The sequence below is a fragment of the Tumebacillus amylolyticus genome (genome assembly GCF_016722965.1).
GTDB classification, from domain to species: domain Bacteria; phylum Bacillota; class Bacilli; order Tumebacillales; family Tumebacillaceae; genus Tumebacillus; species Tumebacillus amylolyticus.
Genome location: NZ_JAEQNB010000006.1, coordinates 114,200 through 128,707 on the forward strand (window position 1 = coordinate 114,200; position 14,508 = coordinate 128,707).

A 14,508-nucleotide genomic window follows, 5' to 3' on the forward strand; every position below is an offset into this window, starting at 1 on the left:
GCACTCTTCAAAACAATGGGGTATACTTGACGTGTTGGAGACGGTATCGCATCCGAACTGTACTCCCGTTGTGCTAGACCATGACCACGTTTTCTTAACTTTACAATCTGCTCTGAGCCGATTCGGACCGAGACAGGGAACTGAGACTCTTGACCAAGGACAGACTCTTCGTGCCCATTTACCAGGCTCGCAGGGTCTTTTTTTGTCTACTACTTCTATATCGGCTCCCGGCAGACCACCAAGGAGGAGTCCTACATGAGCACGAGCAAGGCCACCACGGTCAAACTGCAAGAGATGAAACGCGACCGTCAGAAGATCGTCATGCTGACCGCCTATGATTACCCGACCGCACGCACCGCCGAACAGGGCGGAATCGATGTGATTCTCGTCGGCGATTCGCTCGGAATGGTTGTCCTAGGGTACGACTCTACGCTTCCTGTGACTATGGAAGACATGATTCACCACACGAAAGCGGTTACGCGCGGATCGAAACAGACGATGATCGTCACCGACCTGCCGTTTCTGTCGTACCACATCTCGACCCCGGAGGCGGTCCGCAACGCCGGACGCTTGATCCAAGAGGGCGGTGCAGACGCCGTGAAGCTCGAAGGTGGACGCGAAGTGATTGAACAAGTGCAAGCGATCGTCCGAGCGGGCATCCCGGTTTGCGGGCACATCGGCCTCCAACCGCAGATGGTCAACCAACTCGGCGGGTACAAAGTGCAAGGCAAAGACTTCGACGGCGCGAAAAAAATCCTCGAAGACGCTCTGCTCCTGCAAGAAGCCGGTTGCTTCGCGCTCGTGCTCGAATGCGTCCCGACATCGCTTGCAGCGCTCATTTCCGAACGCCTGTCGATCCCGACGATCGGCATCGGCGCGGGGGACGGTTGCGACGGGCAAGTGCTCGTCGTCCACGACATGCTCGGCATCACGGACAAATACTTGCCGAAATTTGCGAAAAAGTACAGCGAACTGGCCGAAGACATGAAGGCGGCCGTCGCGCAGTACGCGCAAGAAGTGCGTGACGGGGCGTTCCCGGAAGCGCACCACGGCTTCAAAATGTCAGAAGACGTTTTGGAAAGACTCGTAGAGGAGACAGGGCTCTCATGATCATTTTGCACACCATCGCAGAAATTCGACGCTATGTACAAGAACAGCGGATGGGGGCGAAAACGGTCGGCCTCGTGCCGACGATGGGCTATCTGCACGAAGGACATCTCTCCTTGGTGCGCCAAGCGAAGGAGCACTGCGACGTCGCGGTGATGAGCATTTTCGTCAACCCGCTGCAATTCGGGCCGAACGAAGACTTTGACTCCTACCCGCGCGACCTCCAACGCGATGCGGCGCTGGCGGAGTCTGCCGGAATCGACGTCATCTTCGCTCCGAGCGTTGACGAGATGTATCCGTCGGGCAACGGCAAGTCGCTCACCCATGTGGACGTCGAAGCGGTGACCGATACGCTCTGCGGCGCCAACCGTCCGGGTCATTTCCGAGGCGTGGCGACCGTCGTGACGAAACTGTTCAACATCGTGATGCCGGACAAAGCATTTTTCGGTCTCAAAGACGCCCAGCAGGTCGTCGTCATCCAGCAGATGGTCCGCGACCTGAACACGCCGGTCGAAGTGGTGCCGTGCCCGATCGTCCGCGAGCCGGATGGACTCGCGATGAGTTCGCGCAACGTGTACTTGAGCGACGACCAACGCGTGCAAGCGATGGTGCTGAGCCGTTCGCTGTCCATGGCGGTTGAACGCGTGCAGCAGGGCGAACGCGATGCAGAGGCTCTGATCTCTGCTGTGCGCGCGATGATCGAAGAGCAACCGCTCGCGAACATCGACTATGTGCAGGCGGTCTCGCTCCGCGATCTGACGCCGCTGCAAACGCTTGATCAACCTGCGTTGCTCGCACTCGCCGTGAAATTCGGCAAAACCCGCTTGATCGACAACATCGTCCTCGACATCCAGCGATAAATACATTCGATCTTCTAAACCCAGAGAAAAAGGGGAATTCCAGACATGTTCCGAACGATGATGAAATCCAAAATCCACCGCGCAACCGTAACGGAAGCGAATCTGAACTACGTCGGCTCGATCACCATCGACCAAGACATTCTCGACGCCACCGATATCTGGGCGGATGAGAAAGTCCAGATCGTCAACAACAACAACGGGGCCCGTCTGGAAACGTATGTCATCTCCGGTCAGCGCGGTTCCGGCGTCATTTGCCTGAACGGTGCAGCAGCCCGTCTCGTGCAACCGGGCGACACTGTGATCATTATCTCCTATGCGATGATGAGCAACGAAGAAGCCCGTCTCCACAAACCGATCGTTGCGCTGATGGATAAGGACAACAAAATCGTCGACCTGATCACCGAGAAGGAAGCGACCATCGTCTAACCTCTTCCACACCCCCAAGGGACCCCCTTGGGGGTGTTGTCGTACCTACCCAACCAATCTGAGGAGGCAATCCCTATGAGAATCGGCAAAGGCCTGATGGATATCTTGGAAAGCATTCAAAAACCGTTCGTGGCAAAATCTGATGAACCGTGGCCGTCCGCGAGCTTCGAAGAAAATCGCGTACACAAATTGCTGACGGAAGGCTTGGTTGAAACGTACTATTTTGCCGGCACGAGCGCTTATGAAGCGATTGAGATCACGGACAAAGGCAAGGCCGAATACGAGCGCAGACATCTCTAAGACCCTTTGTTGGATAAAAAACCCCCCCATGCCACAGACTAACTCTTACATGAGTTTGTACTCTGGACGGGGGGTTTTTTTCAATGTTCGAAAAGCCGTTTTCACTCCTAAACCGCGCCGTCGACCGCATTGAGGTCCAACTGCAAGAGGCCGACAGCGAACAACGACGCATCTTGGGCGAAGAACTCGTCGCCCTGCGCAACGCGTGCGACAAATATGTGGAGCAATGGCTGTCCTTTGAAGAGCGCGTCTCGGAGTTGTCCGAGGAGTACAACCTCGAACTCGACGGTACGTTGCCAAGTCCCGAATTGCACGCCATCCAAGAAAAACTCGCCGCGCTCCAAAACGGCGAGACGCCATTCGCCGTGATCGAGGGCGAACCGACAGAGCCCGAAGAGGAAAAAAGCGCCGCCTCCGCGAGCGCCGTCCCACCGAACTCCAAACTCCCCGGCAAAAAAGGCACTACGCTTACGTACCAAGTTGGCGACGGACAATCGCTGCGCCCGCGCGATGAACTGATGGTCCGTTCGTTCCGCCGAGGCGTCGGCTATTTCGACCTGTTGATGTTCCCCGAAGCGATGGAGGAATTCGAACGCGTCCTGGAACTTGACGGAGACTTCCTCGTCGCCCGATTGTACCTCGCGTTCGGCTGCCTCTCACAAGGGGAGTATGAACGAGCGAGCACGCACCTCAATCTGATCACCGGACGCGAGGAAGACGAATTCCTGCAAGCGACGATCCACAGCACATATGGACACATCTTCGTCGCGCAAGAAGAGTACGAATCGGCACTGGTCGAATTCGAGATGGCGGCGAAACTCTTGCCCGAGTTCCGCGACATTGAATTTAACATCGCCTGTTGCCACTACAACCGCGGTCGTCTGCGCGAAGCACTGACGCACTTCCAACGCGCCCTGATCCGCGATCCGGAAGACTGGGAAGCGCATCGCCTGTGCGGGCTGATCTGGGAGCAAATGGGTCACCGCGACCGCGCCTACCGCCACATGGCGCGCTCCTACGACCTCAACGGCGCACACGAGCAAGTCATTCTCGACTTCGCCCATCTCTCGGAACAGCAAGGCCAAACCGACCAAGCCCGCGCGCTCTACAAAAAAGCGCTCCGCTACCACCCGAATTCCACCGCCGCGTTGGGGGGACTCGGCTGGATCAAACTGCGCGAGGGCGACGTTGCGACGGCGATCTCGCTTTTTAAAAAGCAACTGTCCTGTTCGCCGAACGATCGCCAAGGCTTGTTCAACCTCGGCTGGGGGTCGTACCAGTCCCGTGATTTCGAGCGTGCCGAACGTTGCTTCTCCCTGCTGCTGCGCTTGAATTCCCGCGATTCGTTCGCCATCGCAGGGCTTGCCCGCGTCTGGAGCATGACGCAAAAACGCGGCGAGGCCAAGGAACAACTCTTGCGCCTCGTCGCGATGGAGGGGTCTGGCGAGAAAAAACTCGGCCTCTACCACCTCGGCCGTCTCGCGATGGAGGAGGAGTCGTATACACAAGCACTTCGCTACTTCAACGCCGCTTTGGTATACGACCGCGAGTGTGTGGAATCGCTGTTCTACAAAGGCGTGGCGCACTACGCGCTCGGCGAGTTGGAACGGGCGCAACAGTGCTTTGCGAAATGCAAGTCTTGAGTGGAGATCAGCCCTGATCATTAAGGGGCTGATCTTTTTTTTTCGTGAATCGAAACCAAATTCAGGAAATCGACGTCTTACGGGATAGAACTCAAGTGCCAAGGGAGGAAATACAACATGAAGAAAAAAGCGTTCCAGAAAACCACCGCGTTGCTGACCGTCGGGCTGATGCTCGCCGGCGTACCGCTTGTAACGAATGCGTTGGTGCCGACCGCGGCACATGCCGGAAACCCTGTGTACTCCGATTTGAAAGGGCATTACTCGGAAGCGGCGGTGCAGAACCTCGTCTCACTCGGGGTGCTCCAAGCGAGCGATGTCCAATCGTTCAACCCCGACCAGCCGATCAACCGTGCCGACTTCGACCGGTGGCTGAAAAACGCCGTCGGCACCAACTCGACGGCGTTGACCCACGGGAACGAGATCCCGCGCTGGGAAGCGGCTCTGCTCGTAGACAAAGCCCGCGTCGGCGTCATGGGGGGCAACGAAAGCGCCAGCGCCAACATGTTCGTCGACCATGCCCAAATTCAAGAACAAGCACGCACAGCGGTCGGTCGTCTCTACAAACGCGGTGTCGTCGTCGGGGAAGGATATGGATTCTACCGCCCGGATTGGAAGTTGACACGCGGGGAAGCGGCGGTGATGCTGAACGCGCTGTTGGACGTCAAGCGCAGCAATCCGGTTGATTTCAACGTCGTCACGGAGGAGAGCAAACTGCCGGCCGACGTGCGCACCGCGGTTGAGGAATCGAAAAACACGGCAGGCGTACACAACTTGCCGATGCAGTCCTCCCGATACGTGTTGATCTCCGCAGGTGCGACCGCTTCGAACAACACCTCGATTCACGTCGACGCGCTGCTCAAAGGCCAAGCGGCGTTCTTCGTGAAGACCACGACGGAGAAAGTCGACCCGGGCCAAGGCAAACCCTACGTGATTCTCCAGATGAAGCCGGAACCGGGCAAAGTCTATCAACTCAACCAAGCAAAAGCGGGGGACCTCTTGAAAATCGGAGCCAACGACAGCGTAGCCCTGCGCAAGGACCGCGTTGATCTCAACAACGACGGCAAAGCAGAGGAGACCGCCGCCGTGATCAATTCGAACAACCAAGGAGGCTACCTCGGTTTGTTTGACAAAAACGGCAACCTCAAAACCCGTTTCAACCTCGAGTACGTACTGGTCATGGACCCGGTCCAACTGCTCGTCACCGATGTGACCGGAGATGGGAAAAACGACCTCCTCATCGAATCTGACCTGCACGGAAACGGCGGGATGGGGGCGCACGGCCTGCGCGTGTTCACGCAAGGAACGAACGGGACCTTCACGCAGGCGAATGTGCAGACCCCGGATTGGGCGGCGAAATTCAATTCTGTGACGTACGACGCGAAGGCGTTGGCTTGGAACATCAAGTCGACGTCCGACAACCGCTCGTGGAACGTCAAGTTGGTGGGGCCGCAATGGGACGGCTTCGATCCTTCGATTTTCCCGAAGCCGTACCAAGTGAGCGTTGACAGCCCGTATGCGGTGTCGGTCGTGAACGGCAAACTGACGACCCGCCATTATTCGTGGGTCAGTCACCAACTCGCGAGCGTGTTCTACCTCGTGCCGACTTACAAATACATCAACGGAAGCTTCGTCGTAGATTCCTACAAGACGGAAGCCGTTCCGAACACGACGCTCACAGAAAAATAAATTATTTTGGCGCAGGATGAAACTTTTGCCTCAAAGTTACCGTCATTACGTGTAGATTCAAAAAAACTAACGGTATAAGAGATAAGGGAGGAACACTCAAATGATGAAAAAGACGTTCACTGCTCTCATGGTAACCGCGCTGACCCTGACGTCCGCATCGGCAGTATTCGCAGCAGACGACAACGGTGGCAAGATCATCGCTCCGCATCTTGGTGGCGGCGAAGTTTCCAAACTGCACACGACCGCACCGAAATACAACGACACCAACGGCCACTTCTCCGCAGACTCGGTGGAGCGCCTGTCGAACTACCACATGATCTCCGGCGGCAAAATCGGCGGCCCGGCTGCTTCCTTCGACCCGAACTCCAAGGCAGACCGTGTCGAGCTGAGAACGTGGATCAAAAACGCACTGGGCAAGGAGATCGCGGATTCCAACTCCACCGGGGACGTCTCCCGCGTAGAAGTCGCAACGTGGATCGCAACGTCGCTTCCGGCGATGAACACCGGCATCAACGGCGCGAACCTCACCGCTCCGTATACCGATATCAAGGGAGTTTCCGCTTCGGAGCGCGACGCTCTGAACACGCTCTACAAACTCGGCATCATGGTGGGCGACGGCGCTGGCCACTTCAACCCGCAGGCAATCTTGACCCGCGGCGAAGCAGCCGTTCTGCTCGACCAAGCGGTTACCCGTTCGATGACCGTCGCAACCAAAGTGGACTTCGAAGCTGTCAGCGACAACCTTCCGCAAACGGTGCAAACCGTAGCAAATGAAAACCGCACGGAGCCGGGCGTTTACAGCGTTGTGGACAACGACGTGCGCTACCTGGTTGTCACCGGCGGGCAAGCGCCGACCGGCGGATACTCCGTCAACATCGACGGCATCTCGGAAACGGCAGCAGGTCTGTTCGTAGACGCATCGCTGGTTCATCCGGACCCGACCATGATGGTTCCGCAGATGGTCACGTACCCGACCGTCGTTTTGAAAGTGAAAAACTCGGAGAAAAACGCATACCTCGCTCAGTAATGGAGCGTAGCATAACAAGAAGAGAGACACCCCGACGCGGGTGTCTCTCTTTTTAATATAATCTTTAATGGGTACTTTTTAGTGAAATATTTAGGATATACATACAAAAAATAAATAAAATAAGATGTCTTTACAATGATTTTTTATAGTGTTATATTGAGCTCAGGCACCGAAACGGTGTCAAGGTTCACAAATAGAAAGGGGACCATCCACATGAAAAAGCAAGCTTTGGCAGCACTCGCAGTAATCCCGGCACTGCTTCTCGCAGTCTCCGCACACGCGGCCGACACCAAAACCACCGCTCAATCCCAAGCAACCCTGCATCCGCTGGGTCTGAAATTCACTCCGCTTGGCGCTTCTGTTCCGAAAATGAGCGCAACTGAACTCGCAGCAGCTTCCCAACCGGTTACCGCTGCTCCGGCTGCCTACACCTTGACCAACCTGCCGCCGGTAGGGGACCAAGGTCAACAAGGTTCCTGCGTAGCATGGTCGACCGCGTACTACCAAAAATCTTACGGTCACGGCCTGACCTCTTCCTACTCCTCCACGAACGAATTCTCTCCGTCCTTCGTGTACAACCAACTCAACGGTGGGGTAGACGGCGGCCTGTACCCGTCCGATGCATACAACCTGCTCGTCTCCAAAGGCGACACCACGCTGTCCAAAATGCCGTACAACCAATACGACTACACCACCAAGCCGAACTCCACCCAGTTGGCTGATGCAGCTCTGCACAAAAACATCTCGTCCACCAACATCTTCCAAGGCGCTGGCGGCGGCTCCGCTACCGTTCGTACCGCAGTGAAAAACGCGCTGTACGGCACCTCCGGCGACCACAAACTCGTGGGGATCGCAATCCCGGTTTACCCGGAATTCGACAACGCTCAAAACAACACCACCTACGTCATCGACGCTCACAAATCGGGCGAAACTTCCCGTGGCGGCCACATGATCACCATCGTTGGCTACGACGACAACAAAGTCTACAACGGCTACACCGGCGCGTTCAAGATCATCAACCAATGGGGCACCGGCTGGGGGAACGCAGGTTACTCCTGGATCTCCTACGACATGTTCCAAAAAGAAGTTCAAGAAGCTTGGTACATGAACACCAACGGTTGATCATCTGTCGGTCAAGAAAAAAGAGTGCAGGCCCTCACGGCTTGCACTCTTTTTTAAGGTAAATTTTTAGAAAAACCAAAGAAAAAATAAACATAAAATGCGCCCTTTACAACGTATACTTAACGTGCTAGTATATGAGTAACAAAAGGTTTCACACAATTCACAATCTTCGGCACTCGTAAGAGTTCCGATGTTAAATTAGAAAGGGGACCATCCACATGAAAAAGCAAGCACTTGCAGTACTCGCAGTTATCCCGGCACTCCTGCTGTCCGTTTCCGCACACGCAGCAGACACCAAAACCACCGCTCAATCCCAAGCAACCCTGCATCCGCTGGGTCTGAAATTCACTCCGCTTGGCGCTAACGTTCCGAAAATGGACGCTCAATCTCAAGCACTGGCTTCCAAGCCGGTAACTGCTACTCCGGCTTCCTTCGTTCTGACCAACCTGCCGCCGGTAGGTGACCAAGGTCAACAAGGTTCTTGCGTAGCATGGTCGACCGCTTACTACCAAAAATCTTACGGTCATGGCCTGACCTCTTCCTACTCCACCACGAACGAATTCTCTCCGGCATTCGTGTACAACCAACTTAACGGTGGCGTAGACGGCGGCCTGTACCCGTCCGATGCATACAGCCTGCTCGTCTCCAAAGGTGACACCACGCTGTCCAAAATGGCGTACAACCAATACGACTACACCACCCAGCCGAACTCCACCCAGCTGGCTGATGCAGCTCTGCACAAAAACCTCGGTTCCACCAACATCTTCCAAGGCGCTGGCAGAGGCAACGCTACCGCTCAACAAGCGGTTAAAAACGCTCTCGTAGGCACCTCCGGCGACCAACGTCTGGTTGGTATCGCAATCCCGGTTTACCCGGAGTGGGACAACGCTCAAGCGAATGACACCTACGTTGTCGACGCTCACAAAAACGGCGAGCGTTCCCGTGGCGGCCACATGGTCACCATCGTTGGCTACGACGACACCAAAGTTTACAACGGCTTCACCGGCGCGTTCAAAGTTATCAACCAATGGGGCACTTCCTGGGGTAACAAAGGTTACACCTGGATCTCCTACGACATGTTCTCCAAAGAAGTTCAAGAAGCTTGGTACATGAACACCAACAACTAATTCTTGAACCCTTCGCAAAAAAGAGTGCAGACCCCTCGGGGCTGCGCTCTTTTTTTGCGTATACTAGCCCTGAGTGTCGAAAGGAGGTCGGAACCACATGGAGCGTGTTGCCGCCATCTATCTCAAAACAGAAGGGGGAACCGAACACCGCATCGCCGAGATCCCGCTCTGCCAAGTCCCGCAAGTCGGGGACAAGATCAAGATTGAAGAGACTTGGCATACTGTCAACGGAGTGGAAGGCTTGGAGCGAACGGCCGAGTGCAAAGTGCATGTGGAGTAGTGCTTGGCAAGAGCAGAACTCATAGAAACACGGAAAAACCTTGGCTGTCAGAGCCAAGGTTTTTTAGTGGTAATCCTCATCTAATCGTATTCAGGGGTGCACACGTTCCCCCAAGTATCGCGCTGACTGAATCATTTGCAATACGAGGGAAGCCGCATCGTTTTTATTTCCATACTCGTGTTACTTAGCGTGTTTTACATTCGCGAGACCGTTCGGCGCATCAGTCGAAACCGTCATTGCGATCTGATCACCCGTCTCTGCATCATATACCGTGGTCACGAGGGGGTTCACGATGTCTACACCGTTGATGTTGGTCGTTTTGGTGAACTTGGTTTGGAGTACCCATACCATACGATCTGCATCGATGTCATGACGGAAGGCCGGATCGATTCCGAGGTTGATGTATTCCTTGTAGGTCATGAGGCTTTTTTTCAGGTTTTTACCGGATTTTCCTTCGATCTCTTGGTCATCGACATAGCCCGGAAGCTCTTCTACTTTTTTCAAGGTTTTTTTGGAGTTGTTTGCTTTGTATTGCTGTTCCGTTGCATGTACGGGTTTGCCGTTTGGATCGTCGACTTTTTGAGAAGTACCGACAGATTGCAAGATCGAGTCATACTTTGTTGCCGGTACTGCTGATCCTTGTGCAGTGACGATTGCGGTTACGATCAGAGTTAGGGCTCCAAGTACCAAAGTTTTTTTCATAAAAGGTTCCTCCTTGATGGCTTAGTTCCAAATAATGCGATTGTTTGTTTGGTCAAAATTCGCGGTATATCCGGGGTATGTGTTGTTTGGATACAAGAAATCAGCTGAGTGTGAGGACCATTTGCTCCATCCTAGAGAATTATGCAAGTTCAGATCTGTGAAGGTAGAGGAGGTAACGGAAGCGCTGGGGGAGAGACCGTTCGTCGTGTTCCATTCCACACCTACATCAGTCTCACCTACGGAACCAATAGCAGCATTGGTGTAGGACAAGAGAACGGACCCGTCTACACGCATATCCGCATAATACGATCCAGACGAATACCCGAGCAAAGCTCCGATCGTATGGGATTGTCCCGAAGCCCAGTTCTTGCTTGGAAAGGATTGGACAGACCAGACGCTTCCATTTGCGTAGGCTGTGAACAACCCTTTGTAACTCGTGCTTGCAATTGAACCATCGGATTTCCAGTTGTATCCGTCGTGGTAACCGACTTCAACCCACGAGTCGGTCGAGTTGGTATTCAACCAAAGTTCTGTATTGATTTTATTGCCGGATCCTGTTGACCAAAAGGGAGTCATATTCGGAATCAACAACGAGCAATAGACACCGTCATAGTGACCTGGATTGTTGATGGCAACAGTATTATACTTTTGCGTAATCGTCGCGTGAGCAGGGGACGTGAGGATGATGGACAAGCCCACAGTAAAACCGGCAAAGGCGATCATGCGTTTCATAGTAATTTCCTCCTGTTAATTTAACACTCACATTATAATAGCTGAAAATAGAGAAATAAGAAAGATATATTTAAAAAGGCACATCCGCATGATGCGGAGTGCCTTTTTTGAATTCTTATTGCATGCCGAAGGGGCGGTGCATTTTCGAATACTTGAATCCGACGAAGTTGTCCATTCCGAGTTTATAGTAGTACGGAGGAACTTGACCGTCCGGGATGTCGAACGATTTGTATAAGTACAAGCCTTCGTCGCTTGGTCGATATTCCACAACGGCGCTGTTGTCCAGTCGGCCCTCGTAATACAGGAGCGCTCCGTCCAAATGAATCTCCGGAGCGCCGGAGACCACCCGATACAGACGGTCGGACAATGGAACTTTCGCGTTCCACCACAGCGTCAGATCGGTGGCAACGAGGACGACGAGAAGCGTCAAGAGAATCCTCTTCCAGAACTTGCGTATCTTCATGAAAACCTCCCAGTGAACCTTTGTTTTGCTTTGCATTTATTGTAAGGCAAGCAAAAAGTGCGGTCAATTAGGCAATCGCCGTGTCCCATCTCGACCCAGTCCCATAGTATAGCACTAGGAAACGGGACAGGGGGTGAGATCATGTACGGTGTATTCGGTGGATATACGCATTGGGCAATCGTGTTCCTGATCATCTTCGTGCTGTTCTTCCTGTTCGTTCCGGGCGTTGGCGGCGGCGCGTACTAAATCAAGGGAACACAAAAAGCGTCCATCGAAATCGATGGACGCTTTTTGTGTTCCCTTTTACTTTTTCTTCTTCATTGGTTTACTGCTTAGGATCGGGAAGTCATCTGTGTTGACCGAGTCTTGTGGAGTGGGCTGTGCGACTGCTACTGGACGAAATGCACATGCCCAAGTGATGGCTTGTTGTTGTTATTCAGTAAGTCTACCGGGCACTCCGAAGTTCCTGTCTCGACGTCATGTACTCGGGTTGTAATTGAATTAATAATCCATTACCTTGCCTTCACGATGTCCATCAAAGGTGATGTGAACATTTTCACGTCGTTGATCGAATTATCATCAAAGAATTATACAGTTTATCCGGTTCTACAACGAAAAACATATGCAACAAAAATAAACCAAGCTGACGTCTGTAAAGTACAGACGTCAGCCTACTGCCTAGACTAAGGTGCTTTTTCTCTGTCTACTAATGGGCCTTGACCATAATAGACCAAGGGCACCAATATACCTCTCGTCAATACTACACACTACTTAGGGATTCGAAGATCACTGCAAGTGTGACTAGAAATGGCAATTGCTTAGAAAACGCATGCGCAGAAAGTTTCTTTAACTATTTCAAATCGGACTATCTGGATCTAGAGCATTCAAGACCAATACAGACCTTGAAAAATGTTTTAGATAAGACGATACCAGATCAAACTAAAAACCATAGTCTGGTAGAAAACTGGACTATGGTTTCATAGATGCTTCTTGGTCCAACAGAGTGTTATTAATTTTGAATATCTAGGCGCAGTTGATTGGAATTGTGGTTATTAATTATTTGTTTTCTTACATGTTCAGCTAGTTTTGTCATTTCATTGGAATAATAAATCTTAGACTCACTATCAATGATGTCTAAGGCAGTGGTTAGATGCTTATTCTTAATTTTATCTGATACATGGATCACAGTTATAAACTCAGGATTGGTCTGTTTTTCTAATTGTGTTTTTTCCTTAATCTCTCTAAAAATAAAAGCCCAGTTTCTAGCTAACTCAGGAGCTCTTGAGGCTTGTTTCGGGCTGTAATCAAATGATAGGGCTTTAATATATTCCATGTCATTCAGACCGTAATCGAACTCAACTTCCTCATAGCTACCTTTCACAGTAGGTTTCTTGTTGAGATAACTAATTATTTTGTGGTCCTTAAAAGTACGTGACATCAAACTTTGTACTTGTTTATCTGTAACTCGCGTTGACTTAGATACTTCATAATAGACAAAAGTTTTAAATATTAGGTCCAATTCTTCTTCTAAGGCAAAATCTGAAGTATCTGGAACAAGTAATGTTCGAATATCACTAAATTGCAACTGATTTACGTAATGACTAGTTATTTCCGATATCAACATTGTGTTTGAGAGATATTGCTCTTTGAAGGAACTTTTATCAAACTCTTCGGATATACCACTCAAGATCATCTTAAACATTTCGATATCTAATTCATCGTCGAATGCCCGTATGCGAGTGAGTGTATCTGTTGTTTTTAAGCGGAGGAATTTCTGTTCAGGACAGTGGAGTAGTACCCCCATATTAACGAATTCTTCACGTTCGATGTTTGGAACATAGCGCAATATTGTAAAATTAGCTGTTCCGCTCAATTTGATGCACCTCCTCTCCAATTGGGCAAACGATTTTGTAAAAGTTGCGGTACGGTTGGAATTAGCTTATGCCGTTCCATTAAATACTGAAACAGCATTTCCTTCTCTTCATCAGGACATTCCCATTCAAACGGTATTCCACTTATTATATCGCGAACACTTTGTTCGGTGATACTATTAAACTTGTCCAAAGCAGATGCAAATGGGTTATTACCACTAATATGCGGAACAATTCTCCTGTATACATACCCACCTAAATCCAATGCTTCAATTGGATCGTCTTTTCGTCCAAAGAGCTGTGTTCCTGTCCAAATTGGCCCTAGGTCTAACGCGTGAGTGTGGTCAATAACTACTAGTTTTTTAGTATCTAAATCAAAAAGTAGATTCCCTTTATTCGAGTCACGATCTTTATTATGAATCCAGTGATCGAATAATAACAGAGTAGGTAAGATATCCGCATTCGAAGCTTGACCAATAATCTGACCGTTTGTTACGTTGATTGTTTTTTTGACCTCACGAGACCCAAAATGCAGACCTATACCGGAAGGGGTTTCAAATGCGCTTTCAAAGGTATTATAGAAAGTTTGATCTATGTTAACGATTGCAATAGGCGATACCGGTAGATCCACTAATATAGCCAATTGTCCGCAAACAAATTCATTAACGAGACTTCGAATCCCTTGTTCGTTTTGAGCAAACTTCACGTAGTAATTGTGCCCGTCAGAACAGGTAATTACATGAGGGCCTGTGCAACCATTTTTTACAAAACGCACTAATCTTCTGGCATCAACTATAGGTAACACGTTTTCACCCCCAAGAAGCAACCAACAACTTACCAGTATGGTTCAAGTGCAACCTATTTACACACCAGAGTTAGGTAGCTTTATGCAAATATACGTTAGTTTATAGCATACTTCTGCTAAAAGGTCTAGAAAACGTGTGTTCTAAATTAATTCAGATATGATCTAAGGACTCCCTATTATTATAGCAGAACGTACGTTCTTTTTGGGGGTTGTTGAAATAATGTTTTATTTTTCATGATTGTGGGTGTAAGAAAGAAAATATATAGGTCGGAGTGATCTCCATGACTAGATGTCAGAAATGTAGTTTTTAAAAAATTGGAGTTTTATTATTGACACTACGTCTTTGTATTCACGTTT

Annotated in this window: 15 protein-coding genes; 10 read left to right on the top strand and 5 right to left on the bottom strand. The window is 51.0% G+C overall.

Annotated features, from left to right (window positions below):
* Positions 1–255: 255 nt before the first annotated feature.
* The 10 genes from panB (at position 256) to JJB07_RS18305 (ending at position 9,578) form a co-directional block, all read left to right on the top strand.
* Positions 256–1,110: a 3-methyl-2-oxobutanoate hydroxymethyltransferase gene (panB, locus tag JJB07_RS18260; RefSeq protein ID WP_201637514.1), complete on the top strand. Its 855-nt coding sequence runs from the start codon at positions 256–258 to the stop codon at positions 1,108–1,110.
* Positions 1,107–1,967, top strand: a complete 861-nt coding sequence (gene panC / locus JJB07_RS18265) for a pantoate--beta-alanine ligase (protein WP_201637515.1) — start codon at positions 1,107–1,109, stop codon at positions 1,965–1,967. The genes panB and panC overlap by 4 nt, the downstream gene beginning before the upstream one ends.
* 45 nt (positions 1,968–2,012) lie before the next feature.
* A complete protein-coding gene (gene panD / locus JJB07_RS18270; protein WP_201637516.1) occupies positions 2,013–2,393 on the top strand; it encodes an aspartate 1-decarboxylase in 381 nt (126 codons plus the stop codon).
* 75 nt (positions 2,394–2,468) lie between these two features.
* Complete coding sequence (locus JJB07_RS18275; protein WP_201637517.1) at positions 2,469–2,693, top strand: hypothetical protein; 225 nt, start codon at positions 2,469–2,471, stop codon at positions 2,691–2,693.
* An 83-nt stretch (positions 2,694–2,776) separates the two neighbouring features.
* On the top strand, positions 2,777–4,336 hold the full coding sequence (locus tag JJB07_RS18280; RefSeq protein ID WP_201637518.1) for a tetratricopeptide repeat protein: 1,560 nt from the start codon (positions 2,777–2,779) through the stop codon (positions 4,334–4,336).
* Positions 4,337–4,453: 117 nt separating this feature from the next.
* Complete coding sequence (locus JJB07_RS18285; protein WP_201637519.1) at positions 4,454–6,022, top strand: S-layer homology domain-containing protein; 1,569 nt, start codon at positions 4,454–4,456, stop codon at positions 6,020–6,022.
* A gap of 100 nt (positions 6,023–6,122) precedes the next feature.
* On the top strand, positions 6,123–7,049 hold the full coding sequence (locus JJB07_RS18290) for a protease complex subunit PrcB family protein (RefSeq protein WP_201637520.1): 927 nt from the start codon (positions 6,123–6,125) through the stop codon (positions 7,047–7,049).
* 213 nt (positions 7,050–7,262) lie between these two features.
* Entirely contained in the window at positions 7,263–8,171 is a 909-nt protein-coding gene (locus JJB07_RS18295; RefSeq protein WP_201637521.1) for a C1 family peptidase, read from the top strand.
* Positions 8,172–8,389: 218 nt separating this feature from the next.
* Positions 8,390–9,298 carry a C1 family peptidase gene (locus JJB07_RS18300; protein ID WP_201637522.1) on the top strand — a complete coding sequence of 303 codons (909 nt, stop codon included), beginning with the start codon at positions 8,390–8,392 and terminating at the stop codon, positions 9,296–9,298.
* Between the two features lie 97 nt (positions 9,299–9,395).
* Complete coding sequence (locus JJB07_RS18305; protein ID WP_201637523.1) at positions 9,396–9,578, top strand: hypothetical protein; 183 nt, start codon at positions 9,396–9,398, stop codon at positions 9,576–9,578.
* Positions 9,579–9,758: 180 nt separating this feature from the next.
* Here the strand turns inward: JJB07_RS18305 and JJB07_RS18310 are convergent, their stop codons facing one another.
* The 5 genes from JJB07_RS18310 to JJB07_RS18330 all read right to left on the bottom strand — a co-directional run bounded on the left by JJB07_RS18310 (position 9,759) and on the right by JJB07_RS18330 (position 14,151).
* A complete protein-coding gene (locus JJB07_RS18310; RefSeq protein WP_201637524.1) occupies positions 9,759–10,280 on the bottom strand; it encodes a hypothetical protein in 522 nt (173 codons plus the stop codon).
* Between the two features lie 21 nt (positions 10,281–10,301).
* Positions 10,302–11,012: a hypothetical protein gene (locus tag JJB07_RS18315; protein ID WP_201637525.1), complete on the bottom strand. Its 711-nt coding sequence runs from the start codon at positions 11,010–11,012 to the stop codon at positions 10,302–10,304.
* Between the two features lie 115 nt (positions 11,013–11,127).
* Positions 11,128–11,475, bottom strand: a complete 348-nt coding sequence (locus JJB07_RS18320) for a hypothetical protein (RefSeq protein WP_201637526.1) — start codon at positions 11,473–11,475, stop codon at positions 11,128–11,130.
* A gap of 1,009 nt (positions 11,476–12,484) precedes the next feature.
* Positions 12,485–13,348, bottom strand: a complete 864-nt coding sequence (locus JJB07_RS18325) for a DUF3037 domain-containing protein (protein ID WP_201637527.1) — start codon at positions 13,346–13,348, stop codon at positions 12,485–12,487.
* On the bottom strand, positions 13,345–14,151 hold the full coding sequence (locus JJB07_RS18330; RefSeq protein WP_201637528.1) for a HipA family kinase: 807 nt from the start codon (positions 14,149–14,151) through the stop codon (positions 13,345–13,347). The genes JJB07_RS18325 and JJB07_RS18330 overlap by 4 nt, the downstream gene beginning before the upstream one ends.
* Between the last annotated feature and the right edge of the window lie 357 nt (positions 14,152–14,508).

Bases quoted from the DNA above. Each gene is read 5' to 3' on its own strand.
- panC (WP_201637515.1), top strand. From the start codon at position 1,107: ATGATCATTTTGCACACCATCGCAGAAATTCGACGCTATGTACAAGAA.
- JJB07_RS18280 (WP_201637518.1), top strand. From the start codon at position 2,777: ATGTTCGAAAAGCCGTTTTCACTCCTAAACCGCGCCGTCGACCGCATT.
- JJB07_RS18295 (WP_201637521.1), top strand. From the start codon at position 7,263: ATGAAAAAGCAAGCTTTGGCAGCACTCGCAGTAATCCCGGCACTGCTT.
- panD (WP_201637516.1), top strand. From the start codon at position 2,013: ATGTTCCGAACGATGATGAAATCCAAAATCCACCGCGCAACCGTAACG.
- JJB07_RS18275 (WP_201637517.1), top strand. From the start codon at position 2,469: ATGAGAATCGGCAAAGGCCTGATGGATATCTTGGAAAGCATTCAAAAA.
- JJB07_RS18315 (WP_201637525.1), bottom strand. From the start codon at position 11,012: ATGAAACGCATGATCGCCTTTGCCGGTTTTACTGTGGGCTTGTCCATC.
- JJB07_RS18285 (WP_201637519.1), top strand. From the start codon at position 4,454: ATGAAGAAAAAAGCGTTCCAGAAAACCACCGCGTTGCTGACCGTCGGG.
- JJB07_RS18290 (WP_201637520.1), top strand. From the start codon at position 6,123: ATGATGAAAAAGACGTTCACTGCTCTCATGGTAACCGCGCTGACCCTG.
- JJB07_RS18305 (WP_201637523.1), top strand. From the start codon at position 9,396: ATGGAGCGTGTTGCCGCCATCTATCTCAAAACAGAAGGGGGAACCGAA.
- panB (WP_201637514.1), top strand. From the start codon at position 256: ATGAGCACGAGCAAGGCCACCACGGTCAAACTGCAAGAGATGAAACGC.
- JJB07_RS18310 (WP_201637524.1), bottom strand. From the start codon at position 10,280: ATGAAAAAAACTTTGGTACTTGGAGCCCTAACTCTGATCGTAACCGCA.
- JJB07_RS18300 (WP_201637522.1), top strand. From the start codon at position 8,390: ATGAAAAAGCAAGCACTTGCAGTACTCGCAGTTATCCCGGCACTCCTG.
- JJB07_RS18320 (WP_201637526.1), bottom strand. From the start codon at position 11,475: ATGAAGATACGCAAGTTCTGGAAGAGGATTCTCTTGACGCTTCTCGTC.